Source organism: Robinsoniella sp. RHS, from assembly GCF_001029355.1.
In the GTDB taxonomy this organism is placed as follows: Bacteria; Bacillota; Clostridia; order Lachnospirales; family Lachnospiraceae; genus Robinsoniella; species Robinsoniella peoriensis.
This window is the reverse complement of record NZ_JNGB01000011.1, coordinates 99,701-118,453: the sequence shown is the minus strand read 5'-3', so window position 1 is coordinate 118,453 and position 18,753 is coordinate 99,701. Positions and strand designations below refer to the sequence as shown.

The 18,753-nt window shown below is 36.2% G+C and carries 15 protein-coding genes; all 15 read left to right on the top strand.

All coding sequences use genetic code 11. The annotated features are described in order from the left end of the window. The 15 genes from RHS_RS05900 (at position 1) to RHS_RS05830 (ending at position 18,751) form a co-directional block, all read left to right on the top strand. Positions 1–1,596: a B12-binding domain-containing radical SAM protein gene (locus RHS_RS05900; protein ID WP_047832611.1), complete on the top strand. Its 1,596-nt coding sequence runs from the start codon at positions 1–3 to the stop codon at positions 1,594–1,596. A gap of 13 nt (positions 1,597–1,609) precedes the next feature. Next, positions 1,610–2,263: a carbamoyltransferase C-terminal domain-containing protein gene (locus RHS_RS05895; protein ID WP_395021509.1), complete on the top strand. Its 654-nt coding sequence runs from the start codon at positions 1,610–1,612 to the stop codon at positions 2,261–2,263. A gap of 6 nt (positions 2,264–2,269) precedes the next feature. Continuing rightward, complete coding sequence (locus RHS_RS05890) at positions 2,270–3,844, top strand: B12-binding domain-containing radical SAM protein (RefSeq protein ID WP_047832610.1); 1,575 nt, start codon at positions 2,270–2,272, stop codon at positions 3,842–3,844. A gap of 17 nt (positions 3,845–3,861) precedes the next feature. Further along, positions 3,862–5,046 carry a RidA family protein gene (locus tag RHS_RS05885; RefSeq protein ID WP_047832609.1) on the top strand — a complete coding sequence of 395 codons (1,185 nt, stop codon included), beginning with the start codon at positions 3,862–3,864 and terminating at the stop codon, positions 5,044–5,046. A 23-nt stretch (positions 5,047–5,069) separates the two neighbouring features. Continuing rightward, positions 5,070–6,452, top strand: a complete 1,383-nt coding sequence (locus RHS_RS05880) for a hypothetical protein (protein ID WP_047832608.1) — start codon at positions 5,070–5,072, stop codon at positions 6,450–6,452. 67 nt (positions 6,453–6,519) lie between these two features. Beyond that, positions 6,520–7,194 carry a hypothetical protein gene (locus tag RHS_RS05875; RefSeq protein WP_047832607.1) on the top strand — a complete coding sequence of 225 codons (675 nt, stop codon included), beginning with the start codon at positions 6,520–6,522 and terminating at the stop codon, positions 7,192–7,194. Between the two features lie 46 nt (positions 7,195–7,240). Then, positions 7,241–8,797, top strand: a complete 1,557-nt coding sequence (locus RHS_RS05870; RefSeq protein ID WP_047832606.1) for a B12-binding domain-containing radical SAM protein — start codon at positions 7,241–7,243, stop codon at positions 8,795–8,797. Between the two features lie 581 nt (positions 8,798–9,378). Beyond that, positions 9,379–10,650 (top strand): ABC transporter ATP-binding protein, encoded by a 1,272-nt coding sequence (locus RHS_RS05865; RefSeq protein ID WP_395021501.1) that lies wholly within the window; start codon positions 9,379–9,381, stop codon positions 10,648–10,650. A 317-nt stretch (positions 10,651–10,967) separates the two neighbouring features. Then, positions 10,968–12,467 (top strand): ABC transporter ATP-binding protein, encoded by a 1,500-nt coding sequence (locus RHS_RS05860; protein WP_395021499.1) that lies wholly within the window; start codon positions 10,968–10,970, stop codon positions 12,465–12,467. After that, positions 12,464–13,858 carry a class I adenylate-forming enzyme family protein gene (locus tag RHS_RS05855; protein ID WP_047832603.1) on the top strand — a complete coding sequence of 465 codons (1,395 nt, stop codon included), beginning with the start codon at positions 12,464–12,466 and terminating at the stop codon, positions 13,856–13,858. The genes RHS_RS05860 and RHS_RS05855 overlap by 4 nt, the downstream gene beginning before the upstream one ends. Beyond that, on the top strand, positions 13,859–14,824 hold the full coding sequence (locus RHS_RS05850; protein WP_047832602.1) for a methyltransferase domain-containing protein: 966 nt from the start codon (positions 13,859–13,861) through the stop codon (positions 14,822–14,824). 35 nt (positions 14,825–14,859) lie between these two features. After that, complete coding sequence (locus RHS_RS05845) at positions 14,860–15,840, top strand: methyltransferase (RefSeq protein ID WP_047832601.1); 981 nt, start codon at positions 14,860–14,862, stop codon at positions 15,838–15,840. A gap of 17 nt (positions 15,841–15,857) precedes the next feature. Then, positions 15,858–16,592, top strand: a complete 735-nt coding sequence (locus tag RHS_RS05840; RefSeq protein ID WP_047832600.1) for a PIG-L deacetylase family protein — start codon at positions 15,858–15,860, stop codon at positions 16,590–16,592. A gap of 82 nt (positions 16,593–16,674) precedes the next feature. Further along, positions 16,675–17,586, top strand: a complete 912-nt coding sequence (locus RHS_RS05835; RefSeq protein WP_047832599.1) for a glycosyltransferase family 2 protein — start codon at positions 16,675–16,677, stop codon at positions 17,584–17,586. Beyond that, the gene (locus RHS_RS05830; RefSeq protein WP_395021495.1) at positions 17,552–18,751 is read left to right on the top strand and encodes a sulfatase; all 1,200 of its coding nucleotides are present in this window, start codon (positions 17,552–17,554) and stop codon (positions 18,749–18,751) included. Before RHS_RS05835 ends, RHS_RS05830 begins: the two co-directional genes overlap by 35 nt. Positions 18,752–18,753 lie beyond the last annotated feature (2 nt).

The window sequence follows — 18,753 nt, the reverse complement described above, 5'->3', positions numbered from 1 at the left end:
ATGAAAATAGCACTGGTGGCAGTATTGGGGGGCGATCTCGTACGTTCTGCAGAGCATGTCGGACTCGGCTATATTGCAGCATGTTTGAGGGAATATGATCATGAGGTTTGCATTATCGAACTCACCGGATCTGATGCTCATGAAAACGGGGATGTTCTATTAAAACAGAATTTCGACATGGTTGGTTTTACTACCACATGTGTGAATATGAAACTCATTTTGGATACTGCCGGCTTCATCAAAGAACACGACCAATCTATCATCACGGTATGCGGCGGGCATATGGCAACATTCAGCGGGGGCGAAATCCTCGAAAAGTATGGCCAGATAGATTACATCATCAATGGCGAAGGGGAAATAACGTTTACCGAATTAGTAAGATGCATTGATCATAACGAAAGTCCGGCTGTTGTAAAAGGAATTATATACCGTGACAACCATCGTGTAAAAGCAACCGAAGATAGAGAACTCATAAAAGATTTGGACGTACTGCCTTATCCGGCAAGAGATCAGTTTGATCAAAATAGAGGAAGCATGCAGTATATCAGAATTTCCACCAGCAGAGGATGCTTGGGAAATTGCGGATTCTGCAGTGCTTTTGTCGGCAGAAAACAAAAAGGCGCTGTTTGGCGGGGAAGAAGTCCGCAAAATGTAGTAGATGAGCTGGAATATATTGTTAATAAATATAATTTTCATACGTTTGACTTCATCGATTCAACCTTTGAAGATCCCGGAGATATTGGCAAACGAAGAATTCGCGAGATTGCGAAGGAAATACTGAACCGAAATCTTGATGTTTACTATAATTGCTGCTTTCGAGCCGAAAATTGGTGTGAGGATGATAAAGAAACGCTTGAATTACTTGTTCAATCCGGATTAGAAAAAATTAATATTGGTTTTGAGTCGGGAAATGACAGGGGGTTAAAGATATTAAATAAAAGAGCAGCCTTGCAGGACAATTTCGCGGCTCTGAATATCTTAAAAAAGTATCAGGATATCTACATTACGTTTGGATTTATTATGCTTCATCCTTATTCCGAATGGGAAGATATTTTTGATAATGCTAAATTTTTATATAATACCGGAATCGGTCAAGTCATCAGGCATTATTTTTGGCAGTTGGAAGTATACCCGGGAACAAAAATGGAAAACAGGCTTATTCATGATAAGCTGTTAAAGACAGAATATCGATTTGAGGATGGGATGTACCGCTACAATTTTGCGAATCCTGAATTGGAAGTGCTGTCTGATATAGGTAAAGAGATGCTGGCAGTTAAATCTGTTTGGGATTTTGAGATATTTGACATTATTATACATACCTTTATCACCAGGCATCGGCGGAAATATAATCAACATCCGATTCTTGAGGAGATTGAATCCTTTCAAGAATTAGTTGACCGTCAGCGGAAACAAATAGCTGCTTTCAATTATGAGTTTGTGATGAATTTATATAGCAGCAAAAGCCTGAAGAATATAGATAAAGAAAAAGAAAGATTGGATTCGTTTATTTTGGAAAATATGAGAACAATACAGAAAGAGCAATATGCTTTAGGCTTGAAAATGAAAAGACAGGGATTACAGCTCATCAATAGATAGGAGGCGTGGTTATTTGTTCAATCCATATTTAGGCAGGAAATATAGTCATGAAGAAATCCTGTGCAGTATAAGAGAATTTGCTGGCGATCTGAATTATGATAAGTTAGATGATGTATGTCTGCATGCTGCAAATGCGATCGCAGCAGGTAAAATAATCGGATGGTTCCAGGACCGGGCAGAATGTGGGCCTAGGGCATTGGGAAACAGGAGTATATTAGCGGACCCACGGGTAAAGGAAATGAAAGATATTTTGAATGACAGAGTAAAGTTTCGTGAATCGTTCAGGCCTTTTGCACCCGCTGTTTTATGGGAACATCAGAGGGAATACTTTGATCTTGATATTCCCTCTCAATACATGCTGATTGTTGCAGATATATTACCTGAAAAGCAAGCAGTAATACCATCCGTTACCCATGTCGATGGTACAGGAAGATTACAGACAGTTTTAAGAGATCTGTCACCGAAATTCTATCAATTGATTGAATATTTTCATAAGATAACAGGTGTACCTATCGTATTGAATACTTCCTTTAATGTAAAAGGTGAACCAATCGTAGAGACACCGGCAGATGCTATTAGGTGTTTTTTAAATACGAACTTTGATTATTTGTATTTAGAAGACTATATCGTAACTAAAAAGAAATCTGATTTAATTCAAGGAGCCTAGAGGAATATGAAAATTTGCTTAATTAATCCTCCCCTTATAAGTAAGAAATTTAATGGTTACGAATGGAGTAAAAACTCTTTTACTATCCAGCACTTAGGACTTGGATATATTGCAGGTATGCTGGAAGCGAACGGATACCTGGTTGATATTATCGAATGTCCGGGTAAAGATATTGATGTAAACGAATTGTTAGAGATATTGAATAGTGAGGATTATGATGTTATCGGAATTACGACGTATTTTTATAATTTTATTAATGTGCTGAGAATTACCAATAAACTCCGGATGAAAAACTCTAAAAGTTTCATCTTTTTGGGGGGATATCTACCTACCCTATGTCATGAGGTTGTTCTGAAGAAAGCTAAAGGAATTGATTGCTGTGTTATGGGAGAGGGAGAGTTTACATGTCTTGAATTGGTGGGAAATCTGGACAAGGGCCTTGATTGGAAGGATACTTTAGGGATTACATATAAAGAAAACGATAATATCGTACAGACACCGATGAGACCTCAAATTCATGATCTGGATAACTTGCCTTTCCCCAAAAGAGTAATTATTAACCAAAGGTTCATTCCATTAGCAACCTCTAGAGGCTGTTACGGTAAGTGTAATTTTTGTGGGGTCAGAGAATTCTATGAAGTATGTAATATTAAAAAGATGAGGTTCCGCAGTCCTGAAAATGTCATCGAAGAAATTGAGATACTCGTCAAAAAATATAATCCGGGAATGTTCTTATTCTCTGATGAGACTTTTTTTTGTGGTTCCTTAGCGCGTAGGGAATGGCTTCATCAATTCTATACATTATTAAAGAATAAAAATCTAAATATTAAGTTTCAAGCGTTGGGCAGGGCAAATGATATTATTTCTAACCGGGAGATGATAGAAAAACTCGTAAGTGTTGGTTTGGATAATCTGTTTATCGGAGCTGAAAGCTTTGTCCAGCGGCAGCTGGATTTCTATGAAAAGAAAACTACTGTCAAAAAAAACGTTGATGCGATAGAAATTGCAATAGCATCGAAAGTTAAGTTATCATTAGGGCTAATGCTTCTGGATCCTTTTACAACGATTGATGAATTACTGCAAAATATCAATCTGATTTTAGATACAGGTTGTTATAAGTATGTGGATGAAAATCAGGAGTTGCTATCAATCGATGGTCCGGTTATTGCTATCCCGGGAACTAAATTATACTCCTATTTAGAAGACCGCGGGCTGTTAGCTGATAATGAATTTAGATATGAATTTCAAGATTCGGATGTATCTATATATTATAAGATCATAAACATTTGGCGGGAATTTGTGCAGCCCATCTCTGAAAAATTTTATTACATTAAAATTGCGGAGGTCTATCAAAAAGAAGTGTTTTATTCGGAACTAAAAGAATTAAAGGCTGAGATTGTGAGGCTGGATATTAATTTTTTAAAAATGTTGTGTGTGGAAATAAAAGATAAAAGTATGACTATCCAAGACTGTACATCGCTTTTAGAAGAATGGAAGTGCAGGATTCAAACAATATATGCTGATTATTTACATCTGATAGAAGAGCTTTGCATGGAGATTGGATTAAGTAGAATAGAATAAAATTTGGGAGGGCCGAAATGATTAAACCTGAAATCAAAGAGTATCCTAACTATAGTATCAGTATAACTTCTGCTGATCAAAAACAAGTATATATTGTATTGAGAGTAAATGCTGAAACCAAGAGGCGTGATTATAAAAGTATCTGTAAAGAGATGTATACAGAAATAGCATTTTTTATTGAGGAACACAAGGTTTTTATCTTTCATGAACGAGTATTTGGAAGTCTTGCACTTCATGAAGTCGTCTTGCAGATACGTAAAAATATATATGAGAATTTACAGGTGAGCAGCAATAGCCCTTTCACTTATGTCGAGGGAACTCCATACTGGGGCGAGGGTATCGCCGGAATAAGTATTCATGGAATTATGATTGATGACACAGATGAAATGAGATACGTGAGTGATGAAGAAGAAGTATGTGGAATCTTTTTGAAAAATAAAGATTACCAAAGTTTAATGTTACATAGTATTCATGTTAAAGATAATCGTTTGGATAGCTATAGCCAAACGATGCTAATGTTTGATCGAGCCAAACGGGTATTGGAGGAAAATGGGTTTAGTTTTACAGATGTTGTTCGGACCTGGATATATTTAGCAGATATATTGGCCCAATACGACGACTTTAACAGAGTGAGAAATTACAAATTTAAAGAGTTTGGGTTAATTCAAAGTGAAATAGAAACAGGTATACTTGAACAGATTTATCTCCCTGCCAGTACCGGTATCGGCTGTAACAACCCATTTTTGGCATCCGGAGTTATGGATGTTTATGCAATAAAACCAAGTTCGGATTCGAACTATATCATTCGTAATGAGACCGGGAAAAAACAAAAATCTGCTTATCGGTATGGTTCAGCTTTCTCACGCTCAATGGTAGTAGAAAATGAAAAGCGCAAGGCAGTATACTTATCAGGTACAGCCTCAATTAACGAAAAAGGTGAAAGTGTATTTATCGGCGATATATGTGGACAAATCGATGAGACCTATAAAGTAATCAGGGATTTAATCCAAAATGAAGATGTAACCTTTGATGAATTATGTGAAGGAACTTTATTCATAAAAAAGGCTGATTATATTCATCAACATGAAAAATACGTTAATGAAACAGGATTGTCACAGTTACCTCTCATTCCAATAATTGCCGATATTTGCAGAGATGATTTGTTATTTGAGATTGATGCTGCTTTTGTGAGCAATAAATAAAAATTTAGTTGGGGGAGCTGTCTATGTTGGTATTGAAAATTGATAAAAAAGTGGAGCCTTTTTTGGTTAAGAGTAGAGAAATTAAGAATTTCAAAGAACCTTTAGTATTTTTTATGAAACATAAAAATGATAACAGAAATATTTTTATTACATTTATTGTTATGGATTTTCAAAGAAAGGAACTGACCTATCTCCTGACATATAATGATCATAATATAAATATTGTCAATGAACAGGAAAACAGCGAAAAATATAAAGTTCTGCTAACACCGCACAATGTTGTAAAAACAAATGAAAAAGATGAGTTTTTAGTATTCTTTCAGGAAGAGGCATCTTTTTTAAAGGTTAATTACGAGAAAGATATAGTCACTGTATATTTTGCTGATGAATTATTCCCAAATGATAATATCGATAAAATAAGCTCCACGTTTTATAAGGATGAGGATGATCAAAGCTACTTTTATATGTCTGCGATTGATCGGTTCAATACAGTACATATTTATCGTGTGTCGATCTCTTTGAATTCAGTTGAAAAAATTAATTCTTTCATTAGTAAAAGTGAGGAGCCTCCGCATACTATCAGGAAGTATAATAATCTGCTGTTTATCAGTAATGAATTTTTATCAGGGAATTATGAGATGGTAAAAAAGGGAAAAGTAGCAAATTCTCGTGAATTTGGTATGATTTTAACGACTATCCTCACTCGTTTAAAAGCTAATAATAGTTTGAATGTGGATGAAAAAGAGTTAGGAAAGCAATTAATGCGGCTCATGAAGGAGAAGTATGAAATTAAATGTGTACCGGGAAGAATAATGACCTACGATGTCAATACAAAAGAAAAAAAAGAGTTTTTTACAAGTGGAGGATGCCCGGCACATTTTGAGATTGATACAAACGAAGATACGGTATATACTTCCTCACACAATTTTTTCTGTACGTTGAGTACCGTTTCTTTGTTTGCTCCGGCAGTAATTGATAAATACAAGATTATCGATGGGAATTTGAATTTTGTCGGATCATTCCAGTATTCAAAAGGATTTCGTTATGCATCTCACCGCGTTTTTAAATATAATGGGAAGCCTTATATTTGCACGGTAGGCTGGCCGAACCGTCTCATATTTGCTGATGCAACGACAATGGAGCTTTTATATTATGAAGACATTGACGGCAATATTGTAGATGAGTTTGAAGAGGGTGCTTATATCCATACATGGGCGGAGGACAGATTCTTTGCTGCTATTGAAGTATCAGAAAATGGAGAGGATATCATTATTATTGCGCCCAAGTGCATTTATCTATACAACTTTGCAAAAAGGAGCTTGATTGAAAAAATAAATTATAGAACTCCAAATATAGAGGGTTTGATAGACAACCTTTTGGCGACAATACATATCAATTATATGTAAAGCATTTTTATACTTTGGTTAGTGATTACGTGCTGAACATATTAATATCGAGAGAGGAAGTGTGGAATTGGCATTACTAAAGCATTATCAGGATTTTATTGAAAGAGTGAATGAATTGGGGTTTCTGCCTTTTAGCAATATTTATCCCGGACTGCCATCATTGCATGGTGAAACTCCTAAAAGCATTTGGTATACCAGAGATCCCGATACGGACCCATCTTACTGGAAGGACTGCGTTTCGGGAGAGAAAAAGCTTGCATATGGATCAATCATCGGAGGAAATAAAGGCTTTGTTTCAGAGAGAATGTATGCAAATTTTTACGCCGCTTATCACATAGAAACATCTATGAAAGAGAGATGGGAAAGCGGCCAAGTGAGCGAGATGACATGGAAGCTATGGAATATGTTTGAAGAGAACTCGATATACAGCACTACTGAGTTAAGGAAAATACTTGGGGTTACACCGAAAAAGGGTGGTAGTAGGTTGGATAAAAGTTTGACTGACTTACAGCATTGTTTCTATATTACAATTTCCAGAACGGAACAAAGGACTGATAAAAATGGTAAGTCGTATGGTTCACCGCAAAATGTTTATGAAAAAGTTACGAGTTGGGTTCCCCAAGGCTGGCTGGAGGATGCTGAGATATCAAAAGAAGAGGCGCGGAAATTTATTATTGAAACAGCCGTTTCGATGGGACAAAATATCAGCCCTGCTGAAGTTGAGAAACTAATGTTCAAATAAAGAGATAAAGCAAATAATAGTAAATGTATTTGGAAAGGAATATAAAATGAATGTTACTTTAATTTATGTCAGTAATATGAAAACTGATTTTGAGCATTTAGGAATAGCTATGATCGCAAGTTATCTAAGAAAGTACCAAATAAATGTTACGCTGCATGGTATTAGTGTCTTTACCGATGTTAAAAAGGCATTAAAGAATATATCCTTAGATGATGATTTGTACGGTTTTCCAATGTATGAGACAAACGCATTGTATATTTACGAAATCGCAGAGGAAATTAAGAAGCATAACCCTAATTCCAAGATATTCTCAGGCGGTTTTTTCGCCACTGCATGCGCACCACATGTATTAGATGATTGTCCTAGTATGGATTTTGTTGTCTTGGGAGAAGGCGAGACCCCGGTACTTGAAGCTGTTCGGGCATTGTCTGAGAAAAAAGAAATAAAGCATGAAGCTATTTTTATGAGAGGTGATAAACTGAGCGAGAAATTGCCGTTTGTATCTAACTCATTTTACGCCTGTTTGCCGGCACGGGATAATTTGAATTTAAGTATCAAGAATGGACTATATAGTGCCAGAATCATTGCGGGAAAAGGGTGTTGCGGTGATTGTACTTTTTGTAGTTTTAATAATTACACGAAGATCAATAAATCAAAGGTATGGCTAGGAAGAGAGATGAAAGATGTCTTTGATGAAATAGTCTCCTTATACGAGACCTTTGGAATCAGGAGTTTTGCATTCTCAGATGGGAGTTTAGAGGACCCAGGCACTCTAGGCAAAGAAAGACTTACTGAATTGTGTAAATTGTTAATTGATTATGATGTTAAATTCCATTTCTGGTGTTTCTTGAGAGCGGAAACGTTTGATGAAAGTGATATACCTCTTATGAAATTAATGAAGGAAGCCGGAATATATAATGTTAACATAGGGGTTGATGCTGCAAACGATAAAGACTTAGCATTATACAAAAAAAGAGCTACTTTGGCTGAAAACAATCGTGCCGTGGAAATATTCAGAAAAAATGACCTGGATGTTACGATAGGTTTAATTATGTTTAATCCATATTCTACAAGGGACACTTTAAGACAAAACTATGAATTCTTAAGTGGACAAAAGATTGAGACGGTATTTTTGTATACGACTATCTTAAGTGCTTATATGGGTACACAAATATATGATAAAGTAAATAGCGATAATCTTCTGAAATCAACCTATCTGGAACCAAGTGTTTATGATTTCGTAGATAAGTTTGCAGCTGAAGCAAATGATTTTTTTATGCGTACATTTCGAAAATCTCCGTGTGCACTCAGGGAATATGAATTCACCTCACTATGGTATTTTGTATCAAGTCTGCTGCGCTATTTTCCAGAAGAAGCGTCACCATACTTTGAAGAAATAAAAATATTGAGAGAGCAAATAGCTACTGAATCAAAACAATATTTTAAGATAATCTATGTCGATAACGATCTGAAATACGCGGAAGAATGTTTTCTAGATTTTGAAAACAGAATTTTAGAAATATATACGAAAATATCAAATGTTAAAATAAGAATGCTCAAAAGGGAGCCCTTTAGAAGTTATTATTTACGGAATAATTTATAAAGCCCGAGAAGCTATAAGAAAGAATAATGAGAGAAAAAATGAACATTAAAGAGAATAATTTCTACATATTGGGCTTGATCTGGAACTTTTCCAAGCCGAGAGTTTTTTTTGCACTTATAAGTAAAATAATTGAATATTGCTTCTTTGGATTATTCTATCCGTTGGTATTTTTTCGGTTTTTATTCAATATATCCACGGACAGGACGTATCCCCAAACGCTGCTTTTTATAGTGATCGTAGTTGCGCTTGCTTTGCCTATGACTGCTTTTCAGTCCTGGTATAAAAACAGATACTTAAGTGTAAATGATATAAAATTGTATTATTCGATTAATAAAAAGCTTTTTGATAAGGCAAATTCCGTAGATGTTAGTTGTTACGAAAACGCGGAGTTTTATAACAGCTATACAAAAGCAGCATCGCAAATGTTCGAGAAATCAAAGGATGTACTCGATCAATCATGTCAATGTATCGTTTCACTGATTTCTTCGGTTATTGTTATTAGTTATATGGTTTCAGTCAATCTGGGAATTGTATTTTTTGTAGTTTTTCAGTTTCTTTGTTCTTTCCCAATGGATACAATCTTGAATAAATACGTATTTGAAAAAGATATGAGATCAGTGGATTTTAAAAGACGAAAAGACTATACTAAAAGGGCTGTATACCTCCAAAAATACGCGAAAGAAATCAGGACATCAAACATTTTCTCGGTTCTTGCAAGTATGTATGATGATGCTTTCAAGGGTATGATAAAGGTTATAAAAAAATATATCAAAAAAATACTTGTGTTAAGAACTATAAAAGAAGTTATCCTATATCCGATTACGTTTTATGGAGGGTGGCTATATGCAGCCTATCTCGTTATGGTTGACAAGTCTATCAATGTTGGTGACTTCATTATTCTCTGTACCGGGATCACGCTGTCTACTTTTATGTTGAGTTTTTTTGCTGGATCGCTTGTTCAGTTTTACAATAACTCCCTCTATATTGATAAAATAAAGGAATTTTTGAACTTTGAGGCAAAAATACCTGAAGCCCAGGATGGAATCACATTAGAAGCTCCGATTGATTCTATCGAATTAAAAAATGTGAGCTTTAAGTATGACGGTGAAGAACAATTCTGCTTGAAAAATGTTAGTATGCGAATCCATACCGGCATGAAGGTTTCTCTTGTTGGTCATAATGGTGCGGGTAAGTCGACTCTTGTCAAGCTGATCATGAGACTCTATGATCCAACAGAGGGAGAGATACTCTTAAATGGCGTTAATATTAAAGAATACAACCTAAAAGAGTATAGAAAACTTATCGGTACTGCGTTTCAGGACTTTCAGATGTTCTCGGTGTCGGTTCTTGAGAATGTATTGATGGGGACAATCGAGGGAAATGAAGACCGGGAAAGAGCGGTCAATGCATTACATAAAGCCAATATTTACGAAAAAGTATCAACCCTGGAAAATAAGGAAGATACAATCCTTACCAGAGAATTTGATGAAAATGGTACGGCGCTCTCCGTTGGAGAATACCAGAAAGTTGCGATTTCCAGGGTGTTTGCTAAAAATGCTCCGATCCTGATTTTAGATGAGCCTTCAAGTGCGCTTGATCCTATTGCAGAATCACAGATGTACAAAACCATTTTGCAAGTATGCGATAATACTGAGAATGAAAAACAGAAAAAGATGGCTTTTATTATTTCTCACAGGCTGTCTTTGGCCACTATGACAGACTATATCTATTATCTGGAGAACGGGTCTATTTTAGAAGAGGGTGGCCATTCGCAGCTAATGGATAAACAGGGTCTATATGCTGAAACATTTTTAAAACAGGCCGAAAATTATATGGAAGAGGTAATGTACTAATGTCTAGTGATAAGCAAAAAATTAATTATCGTTATATCATAAAAAACATTTTTTGGGTTCTGAAGAGATGTATCAAAAGTACACCGGCTTTCTCCATATTCAGTATCATTTGGAATGTTTTTTCCCAAATATTGTTCTTCATCGAAAGTATGGTGCTCCTTGGGCTTATACTAAACTATATTCAGTTACAAAAGCCTTTCAAGAACGTTATTTTTGCGGTGGCGCTAGTAGCGGTTACTTCCATTATACAATGTATTGGGAATATCTATCTGGAGGAAAGGTTAAAGCCGATCGGATCGGAAAAGATAGCAAAAGATGTGAACAAGTTATTATATGAAAAGGCTAGTAATATTGACCTCGAATGCTACGATGACCCGAAATTCTATAACGATTTGGTTTGGGCAACAAGCGAAGCAGATTCACGGTATGTTGAAGTGCTGGAATCGGTTAGTGAATTTATAGGTGCTTTTGCCGCAGTAGTTGTTGTGAGCATTTACGTTCTGATTCAAAATCCCAGTGGAATTCTATTTGTACTAATAGCATTTATTGCTACTGTTTTAATCGGATTGGTCATAAATAGACTGAACTTTGATCTGAAGGAAAAGTTGAGATTCTTTGAAAGAAAAAGGGATTATATTAGCCGACTATTTTATCTAAAAGATTATGCAAAGGAATTTCGTTTTAGCAATTTAAAAGATAAGATGTATAAGGACTTCAGAGATATTAGCGAAGATATGCAGGGCATTGTTGACAATAAAAGCAAGAAAATTACAGTTTTCTCAATTCTATCGGATTATTTTTGTAATAGTTTTATTTTCGATGGCTTGTATCTTGTTTACCTTTTTTATCTGGCGGTTGTAAAAAACACATTGCTATTTGGTACGATTTTTGTACTGTACCGCTCTGCAAGTTGGATGAAAGATCATATTTTAAGCTTTTCCCAGTTTCTTATTATGTTTCAGGAACATTCATTATATATTGATAAAATTAAAGTATTTCTAGATTACAATATTAAAATTACAAGCCCTGAAAATCAGACAGATATGCCTAACAATAAAGAACCCGGTGCAATCGAGGTTAAAAATTTAAACTTTTCCTATAACCCGAACAAACCGGTATTAAACGATATCAACATGACAATAAATCCCGGTGAAAGAATTGCTATAGTAGGCAATAACGGTGCCGGTAAAAGCACGCTTATCAAATTGCTGCTACGCCTTTACGATGCTCAGGATGGATGCATACTGTATGACGGTCAGGATATCAGGAATTATGATGTTAAATCATACCGGAATGCTTTTACTACAGTATTTCAAGATTATCAACTTTTTGCTGCAACACTGGGTGAAAATGTATCTATGGAACATGACAATCTGGATCAGGAAAAGGCAATCAGTGCACTTGCACAAAGTGGTTTTTTTGATAAACCCAATATGCAGAAAAATGGACTGGATACACAAATTACAAAGGAATTTGATAATGCAGGCGTGGAACTATCTGGTGGTGAAGCACAAAAGGTTGCGATAAGCAGGGCGCTTTATAGAGATAGCTCCGTAGTAATTCTTGACGAACCTTCCAGCGCACTTGATCCTGCTTCGGAATATAATTTCCATAACATAATACTGAATGCTTTAAAAGGAAAGACCGTTATTATGATATCGCATCGATTATCGACAACAAAAATGTCAGATAAGATATATATGATTGAAAACGGCACAATTACTGAAGCTGGTAACCATGAAGAACTTATGGAGCTGGGGGGTAAATATGCAGAAATGTTTACATTGCAGTCCCAAAATTATGGTAATAATATATGATGACAATTTTTGATTATATAAAACAATTTACAATCCAGTCGCCTAAACATATTGCATTGATGGATGAAGTCTTTAACATCACCTATGGGGAATTAGGAGAAATAATAATTAAAGGGAAAAAATATTATTTAGAGCAGGGATTTAAACCGGGCATGCGTGTATGTATTCAAATGGAAAACTCGGTAGAATGGGTGATAGCTTTTCTGTGCATGTTATCGATCGGGTGCTGGGTGATCACGATTCCGCCCGAAATTGATCAAATATACTTACAAGAGATTATGAGGCTGACCGGTGCAAAGCATATAATAACGAATTGCAGTTTATCAAATATCAAAAAGAGCCAACTAAAACTTTATGACGTTGAAATGCCTTCCGGAAATGGGTCGGGCATTTTTCAGTTATCCTCCGGTTCCACAGACATTCCCAAAATTTGCAGAAGATCATTAGATAATCTGACATCCGAAGGGATAAGTTATCGGAATACGTTTGACATAAACCCAGAAGACAGAATATTGAGTTTACCACCGGTTTATCACTCTTATTCTCTGGGCGCTGGGTGCATGGCATCGTTAGTTTCAGGTGCTTCCTTGTATTTACCCCGAAGGTTTGTATACCGGAATGCTCTTCGGGTTACTTGTGAAAAAGATATTACGATAATGTTATTAGTTCCAATCATGGCGAGATCCTTAGCCAATATGTATTTAACGGAGCAGACAAGGCCGAGGTCTTTACGGGTTGCACTGGTTGGTGCGGGACCGATTGCCAAAGACGTCAACAGTAGGTTCGTCGATAAATTCGGGATCAACTTATCAAGTAATTATGGTAGTACCGAAACCGGAGGGGTCATCTCCAGGCTTACTCCTGAGCCAATAGATTCAATTGGAAGGCCAATGTATGGGGTGGAATTAAAAGTCAAAGACGAGCATTTGAAAAGCTGTGGCTTTAATCACGAAGGAGAATTATGGGTCCGCTTAAACGGTATGTTTTCGGGTTATCTTGATGCTGAATCAGAACTGGATGAGGATGGGTTTTATGCGACGGGGGATATTGTGGTGCAAGACCCTGAGGGATATATTTTTATTAAAGGCCGTAAGAAGAATATCATCAATATTGGCGGCAAAAAAGTAAACCCTGCTAAGGTTGAAGCAGTACTGTCGCAATACGCTGGGGTGAAGGAATGCGCCGTGGTCTCATATAAAAAGATCGACCAAGAGGAAGGCGTGAGGGCGATACTGGTTGGTGACGGACTCAATGAACGGGATTTAAGAACTTATTGCAAACCATTACTGAACAAATACGAAATTCCATCAGTATTCGAGTTTTGGAAAAGTCTACCCAGAAATGAACTCGGGAAAATAGTAAGAGACCTATTAAATAAGAAAGTGGACTAAATGGGAAATAATAAATTACTACAAGTACTTGTCAGCTATAAGAAAGCTTGTGCGCTTATGGCTGCTTTTGATTTAGGGATTTATGAAAGATTATTGTCTACCCCAGCCGATGCTATAGAATTGGCGGAAAATTGCCATGTTGATAAAGAGGTAGTGGGATGTTTTCTTGAATATATGCGTGTTGAAGGAATTATGGATGAGAAGAATGGATTTTGGCGCATAACCAAGGATTTTTCCTGTCAGATAAAAGATTTAGAATCATATCGTCATATCATCAAACATGAAAATAACATATACAAGCAATGGGTCACTCCTGAAAAAATCGCCAATTCGGTGAGAACCGGAATAGGCAATCGCGATTTTGACTTAGAGGGGTTTAGCTCAGAAGACAAAACAATCTATAGCCGCGCCATGTATGGAGACAATTTGAACCTTATTGCGTTTTATATCCGGAGAGCACTTCCGGGTAGAAAGGCAATAGAATGCCTGGAGTACGGCAGAAGTATGGGTGAGCTCAGTACCGTGCTTCAAAGAATTTTTCCGAAGTTTTCGGCCACCCTGTCCGTCGATATGAGTTTCTCATCCATTATGGATCAATCAGTAATTCCACGTTTCACACAAAAGCCAAAAGTGACATTTAATAAGGATGATTCGGTATACGATACGAAATATGATCTGATATGCATCATCAACACCATCCATTATTATCAAAAAGATCATGCCCTGAAACTGCTAAGACGACTAAAACAATCGATGAGAAGCGATGCCCGGTTATGTATATGTGATTTGTTCTATGACAAAGATGATGCCTTTAAATCCTCCTGGATTTTAGACTGGATTACTCACGGCGGGATTTATACATTAACGGTGAAGGAGCTGTTGGCTTTGTTAAAAGAGGCTGGTTTTGGAGAAATTGAACATCGATATATTGATGGGATTTCAACCGATATGTTCTTAGCTTATTGAAGATTCCTTACCACATCAGAGAAAGGAGAGAGAAAGTGGATTCCAGAGAGAAGTTGAGTATTTTTGCTAACGCATATAAAATTTCCAGTGTAATTTTTGTTGCAGTAAGACTAAATCTTTTTAAGAATACATATAAGGAAATATCTTTACGAAATCTTGCAAAAGAGCTGAATGTACTTGAACAGCCCTTGGCGCTGCTTGTCAACTTTTTGGTTGCATTGGGGATACTTAAAGAAAGTAACGGAAACTACATAATAAACAATGATTATTTACCGCTGCTATTTCATGACAATGAGTTAGTCATGCAGGATTTTATAAAAATAGCGGACACGGAAATGGAAAATAGAAACTATACGAAAGAGCTAATGGATTCAATGTTTGGAAAAAGCTCCAAACAGTATGATTCGTCTTTACAACTGGAAACGGTGAAAAACTTTAATAAGGTTTTAAATAACAGCGGACAATATGCATCTGTTTTAATAGCAAGAGAGCTTAGCCGATATAAACCCGACACGATACTGGATATCGGTGGTAACGTGGGTACCTATGCTATTGGGATATGTAAAATATTAAAATCTGTAACTGTCGATGTATACGATATAGCGTCTATGAAAGAACCTTTTGAAGAAAATGTTTCAAAAAATGATTTAAAAGACAGAATAAAGTTTTTTGAAAAAGATATCTTGTTTGACAAAATAGACCAATCATATGATGCGATAATTTTATCGAACCTATTACACTGTTTTCCTATTTCGGTAATTGATTTTATTATATCAAAAGTCTCTCAGGCTATCAGAAGTGGAGGGGTCATAATCTTACATGACACTTTTTTGGATGAAAGTGGAACAACGCCGTTACAAACACTTCTCCATAACCTGGATTGGTTAACTTCAGGATGCTGTTTTAATTATACCGCAGAGGATATGAGAGATAAGTTTGAGCAATATGGGTTAAAGCTTTTAAAACAGGTAAAGTATAAAAACATGCCGACAACAATACTAGTATTAAAAAAATAAATGAAGTGGGTCTTTCAATGGAACAATATTATGATTATTTAAAGAATATCATTCTTAATAAGTACAAAGTAAAGTATACTTTTCCGATTAAAAATATAAAAAGCGTTTTAGTTATAGCACCTCACCCGGATGATGAGACTTTAGGATGCGGCGGAACTATATCGCGGTTACACCAGGAAGGGGCAAAAACTACGGTGGTCTTAATGACGGATGGGAGTAGTGGCCGGAAAGGCCGTGAAACATCTCATATTCGAGCGAATGAGTTCGCAAAGGCTACAGAAATAATTGGATTTGATGAGATATTGACCTTGTCTTACCCCGACGGTGAGCTTTTAGAACATTGCTCCCTGGCAAAAGTAAGAATGAAAAAAATCATCGATGAAACAAGCCCTGATTTGATTTTTACACCTTATTTTCTAGATCTTAACAAAGATCATATAAGCACTAACCTGATCATTAAAGATGCTATCGCCGATGATGACACCTATATTGCAATGTATGAAATCTGGACACCGATATTGTATCCCGATTGTTATATAAATATTTCCGATACCTTTGATAAAAAGCTGGCGGCCATCGAATGCTATCAATCACAGGAAGCTTATTACCAGATTAAGGATAAGAGTGTTACGCTGAACAGTCTGAGAGCAAAACTGTCGATGAAACGTAATATAAAGTTTACAGAAGCATTTCAACTCTTTTCCACACAAGACTATATCCAAATTATAAACTCTTTTTACAGCGGCGGATAGGTTGGTTTATGGTTTGTTGGCTGAGAGCAACTGGGTAGACAAGGAATAATGATAAAAAAACAAAAGAGTAGGAGGTACATGGATGAAAATTAGTATAATTATGCCGACCTACAATAAAATGCAACGCTTAAAGCTATGTCTTAAATCAATATCAATAGTTTCATATCCCATAAATGATTATGAAGTAATTATCATTGATGATGGTTCAAGTGATGGCACCAAAGAATTTTTGCAAAATTATTGTCCCAATTTTGACCTCAAAGTAATACATATTGAAAATTCTGGAAGAGCAGCGGCCCGGAATAGGGGTTTTCAAGCTGCTAAGTATGACCTGCTTCTTTTCATGGACGATGATGTGCTTTTTGAAAGGAATACGCTAAGTGAACACGCTGATAAACAAGAACAGCAAAAAGCTATTGTGCATGGGAAGATTTTAAATTTGCCATACTTAAAGTTCTTTATGGACCCGTCCAAAGGGATCTATTGGCCTGATTTGAAATTGAATAATAAACAAAAGAACCCATTGAAAGACTATTGTATTTCTGAAAACGATATAGAGTTTAGGTTTCATGATAAAATTGTTTCACAATCCAAAACCACAATGATGGAAGAAACGACGAAGGAAATTCTAAGCTTTGGGGGAGATTTCAAATGGATCGGATTTACTGGCTCAAATACCTCGGTATGCCGCCAATGGGTGGAGGAAATATCAGGATTTGATCCTAACTATGGAAGACTATGGGGGTGCGAGGATATTGATTTAGGGTATCGTTTGTATCAGAAAGGTAAGGAATTCGTATACTTGGAAACAGCGAAAATATATCATATGACCCATTATAGAAGTGATTTCAAGGAACAACATTTTCAAACGGCAGAATATTTCTATTCAAAATATAAAGATGATAACATTCGGATATTCCGTGAGTTTATAAATGGAGATATCTCCAGGGGTCAATTTCTTGGAACTCAAAAAAATAGAAATGATAAAAAATAAGATAGAAATGGATGTAAAAAGTATGAAAAAGAATTTATTATTAGTATCTTTAGATACACTTAGAGCTGACGTCGGGTATAATAACCAATCCCCGTTTTTTAAAGGGCTTATGGAAAAAGGAACTGTTTTTTTAAATACAGTTTCCGCTTCGCCCTTAACGCCTGTAAGCCATGCTTCGATTTTGACAGGGTTATATCCTTTTCATCATGGTATTCGGCACTTGTTTAAAGAGAAAATAACCCTAGATGTGAGCACAATTGCTGAAATTCTTAAGGCTAATGATTATCGGACCGGAGGGGTTGTATCATGTCCGGGGATGAATAAATGGTACGGATTTAATCGGGGATTTGATTATTTTGATGATGAGATCCCTTTGCTATCTGATGGCAGGGATGCGTTACAGACAGTAGATGTTAAATTAAGAGGAACAGCGGTCAAGAGAGCGCCTTATGTAGTAAAAAGCGCCAGGAAATGGATCGAGAACTGGGATGATGCACAGGTGGATACACCGTTTTTCCTGTTTTTGCACTTCTTTGATGCACATTGGCCTTATGAGGCACCAGAAGACTATGGCGGCGACAATATATATGAAAGAGAAGTTAACTATGTGCTCCATTATTTAGAATCTTTTATGCGTTTTCTCGATACAAAAAACCTTTTAGACAACACTACAATCGTATGTTTTTCAGATCACGGTGAAGATCTCGAGGGATTATATCCGAATGATAAAGCCGGTCCGCAAAGCGAACATCCGGATGAATTCGGACATGGCACGCTTCTGTATAATCAAACGCAGAAGGTTGTTTTTTTGGTGATTGACAAAGATTTACCAAAGAATAACCAGGTTGATACACAGGTACGAACCATAGATATTACTCCAACCATTGTAGACTTGCTGGATATTAATATGGGGGATCACCATTTTGATGGGATATCACTAAGAGATGTCGCTTTCGGTAGACAATCGCCTAATTTATTAGGGTATTCAGAAACATTTTACCCTGAGGAAATGAAGCAGATGGGAAAAGCTGATTTCCGTGAAAATAGTAAAAAATCATTTATTGTCAAAAACCGCTATAAAATTATTGTAGATTTGGATTCCGATAAAATAGAGTATTTTGATTTGGAGGAGGACCCCAATGAAGAGCACAACCTATTACTCTAAGA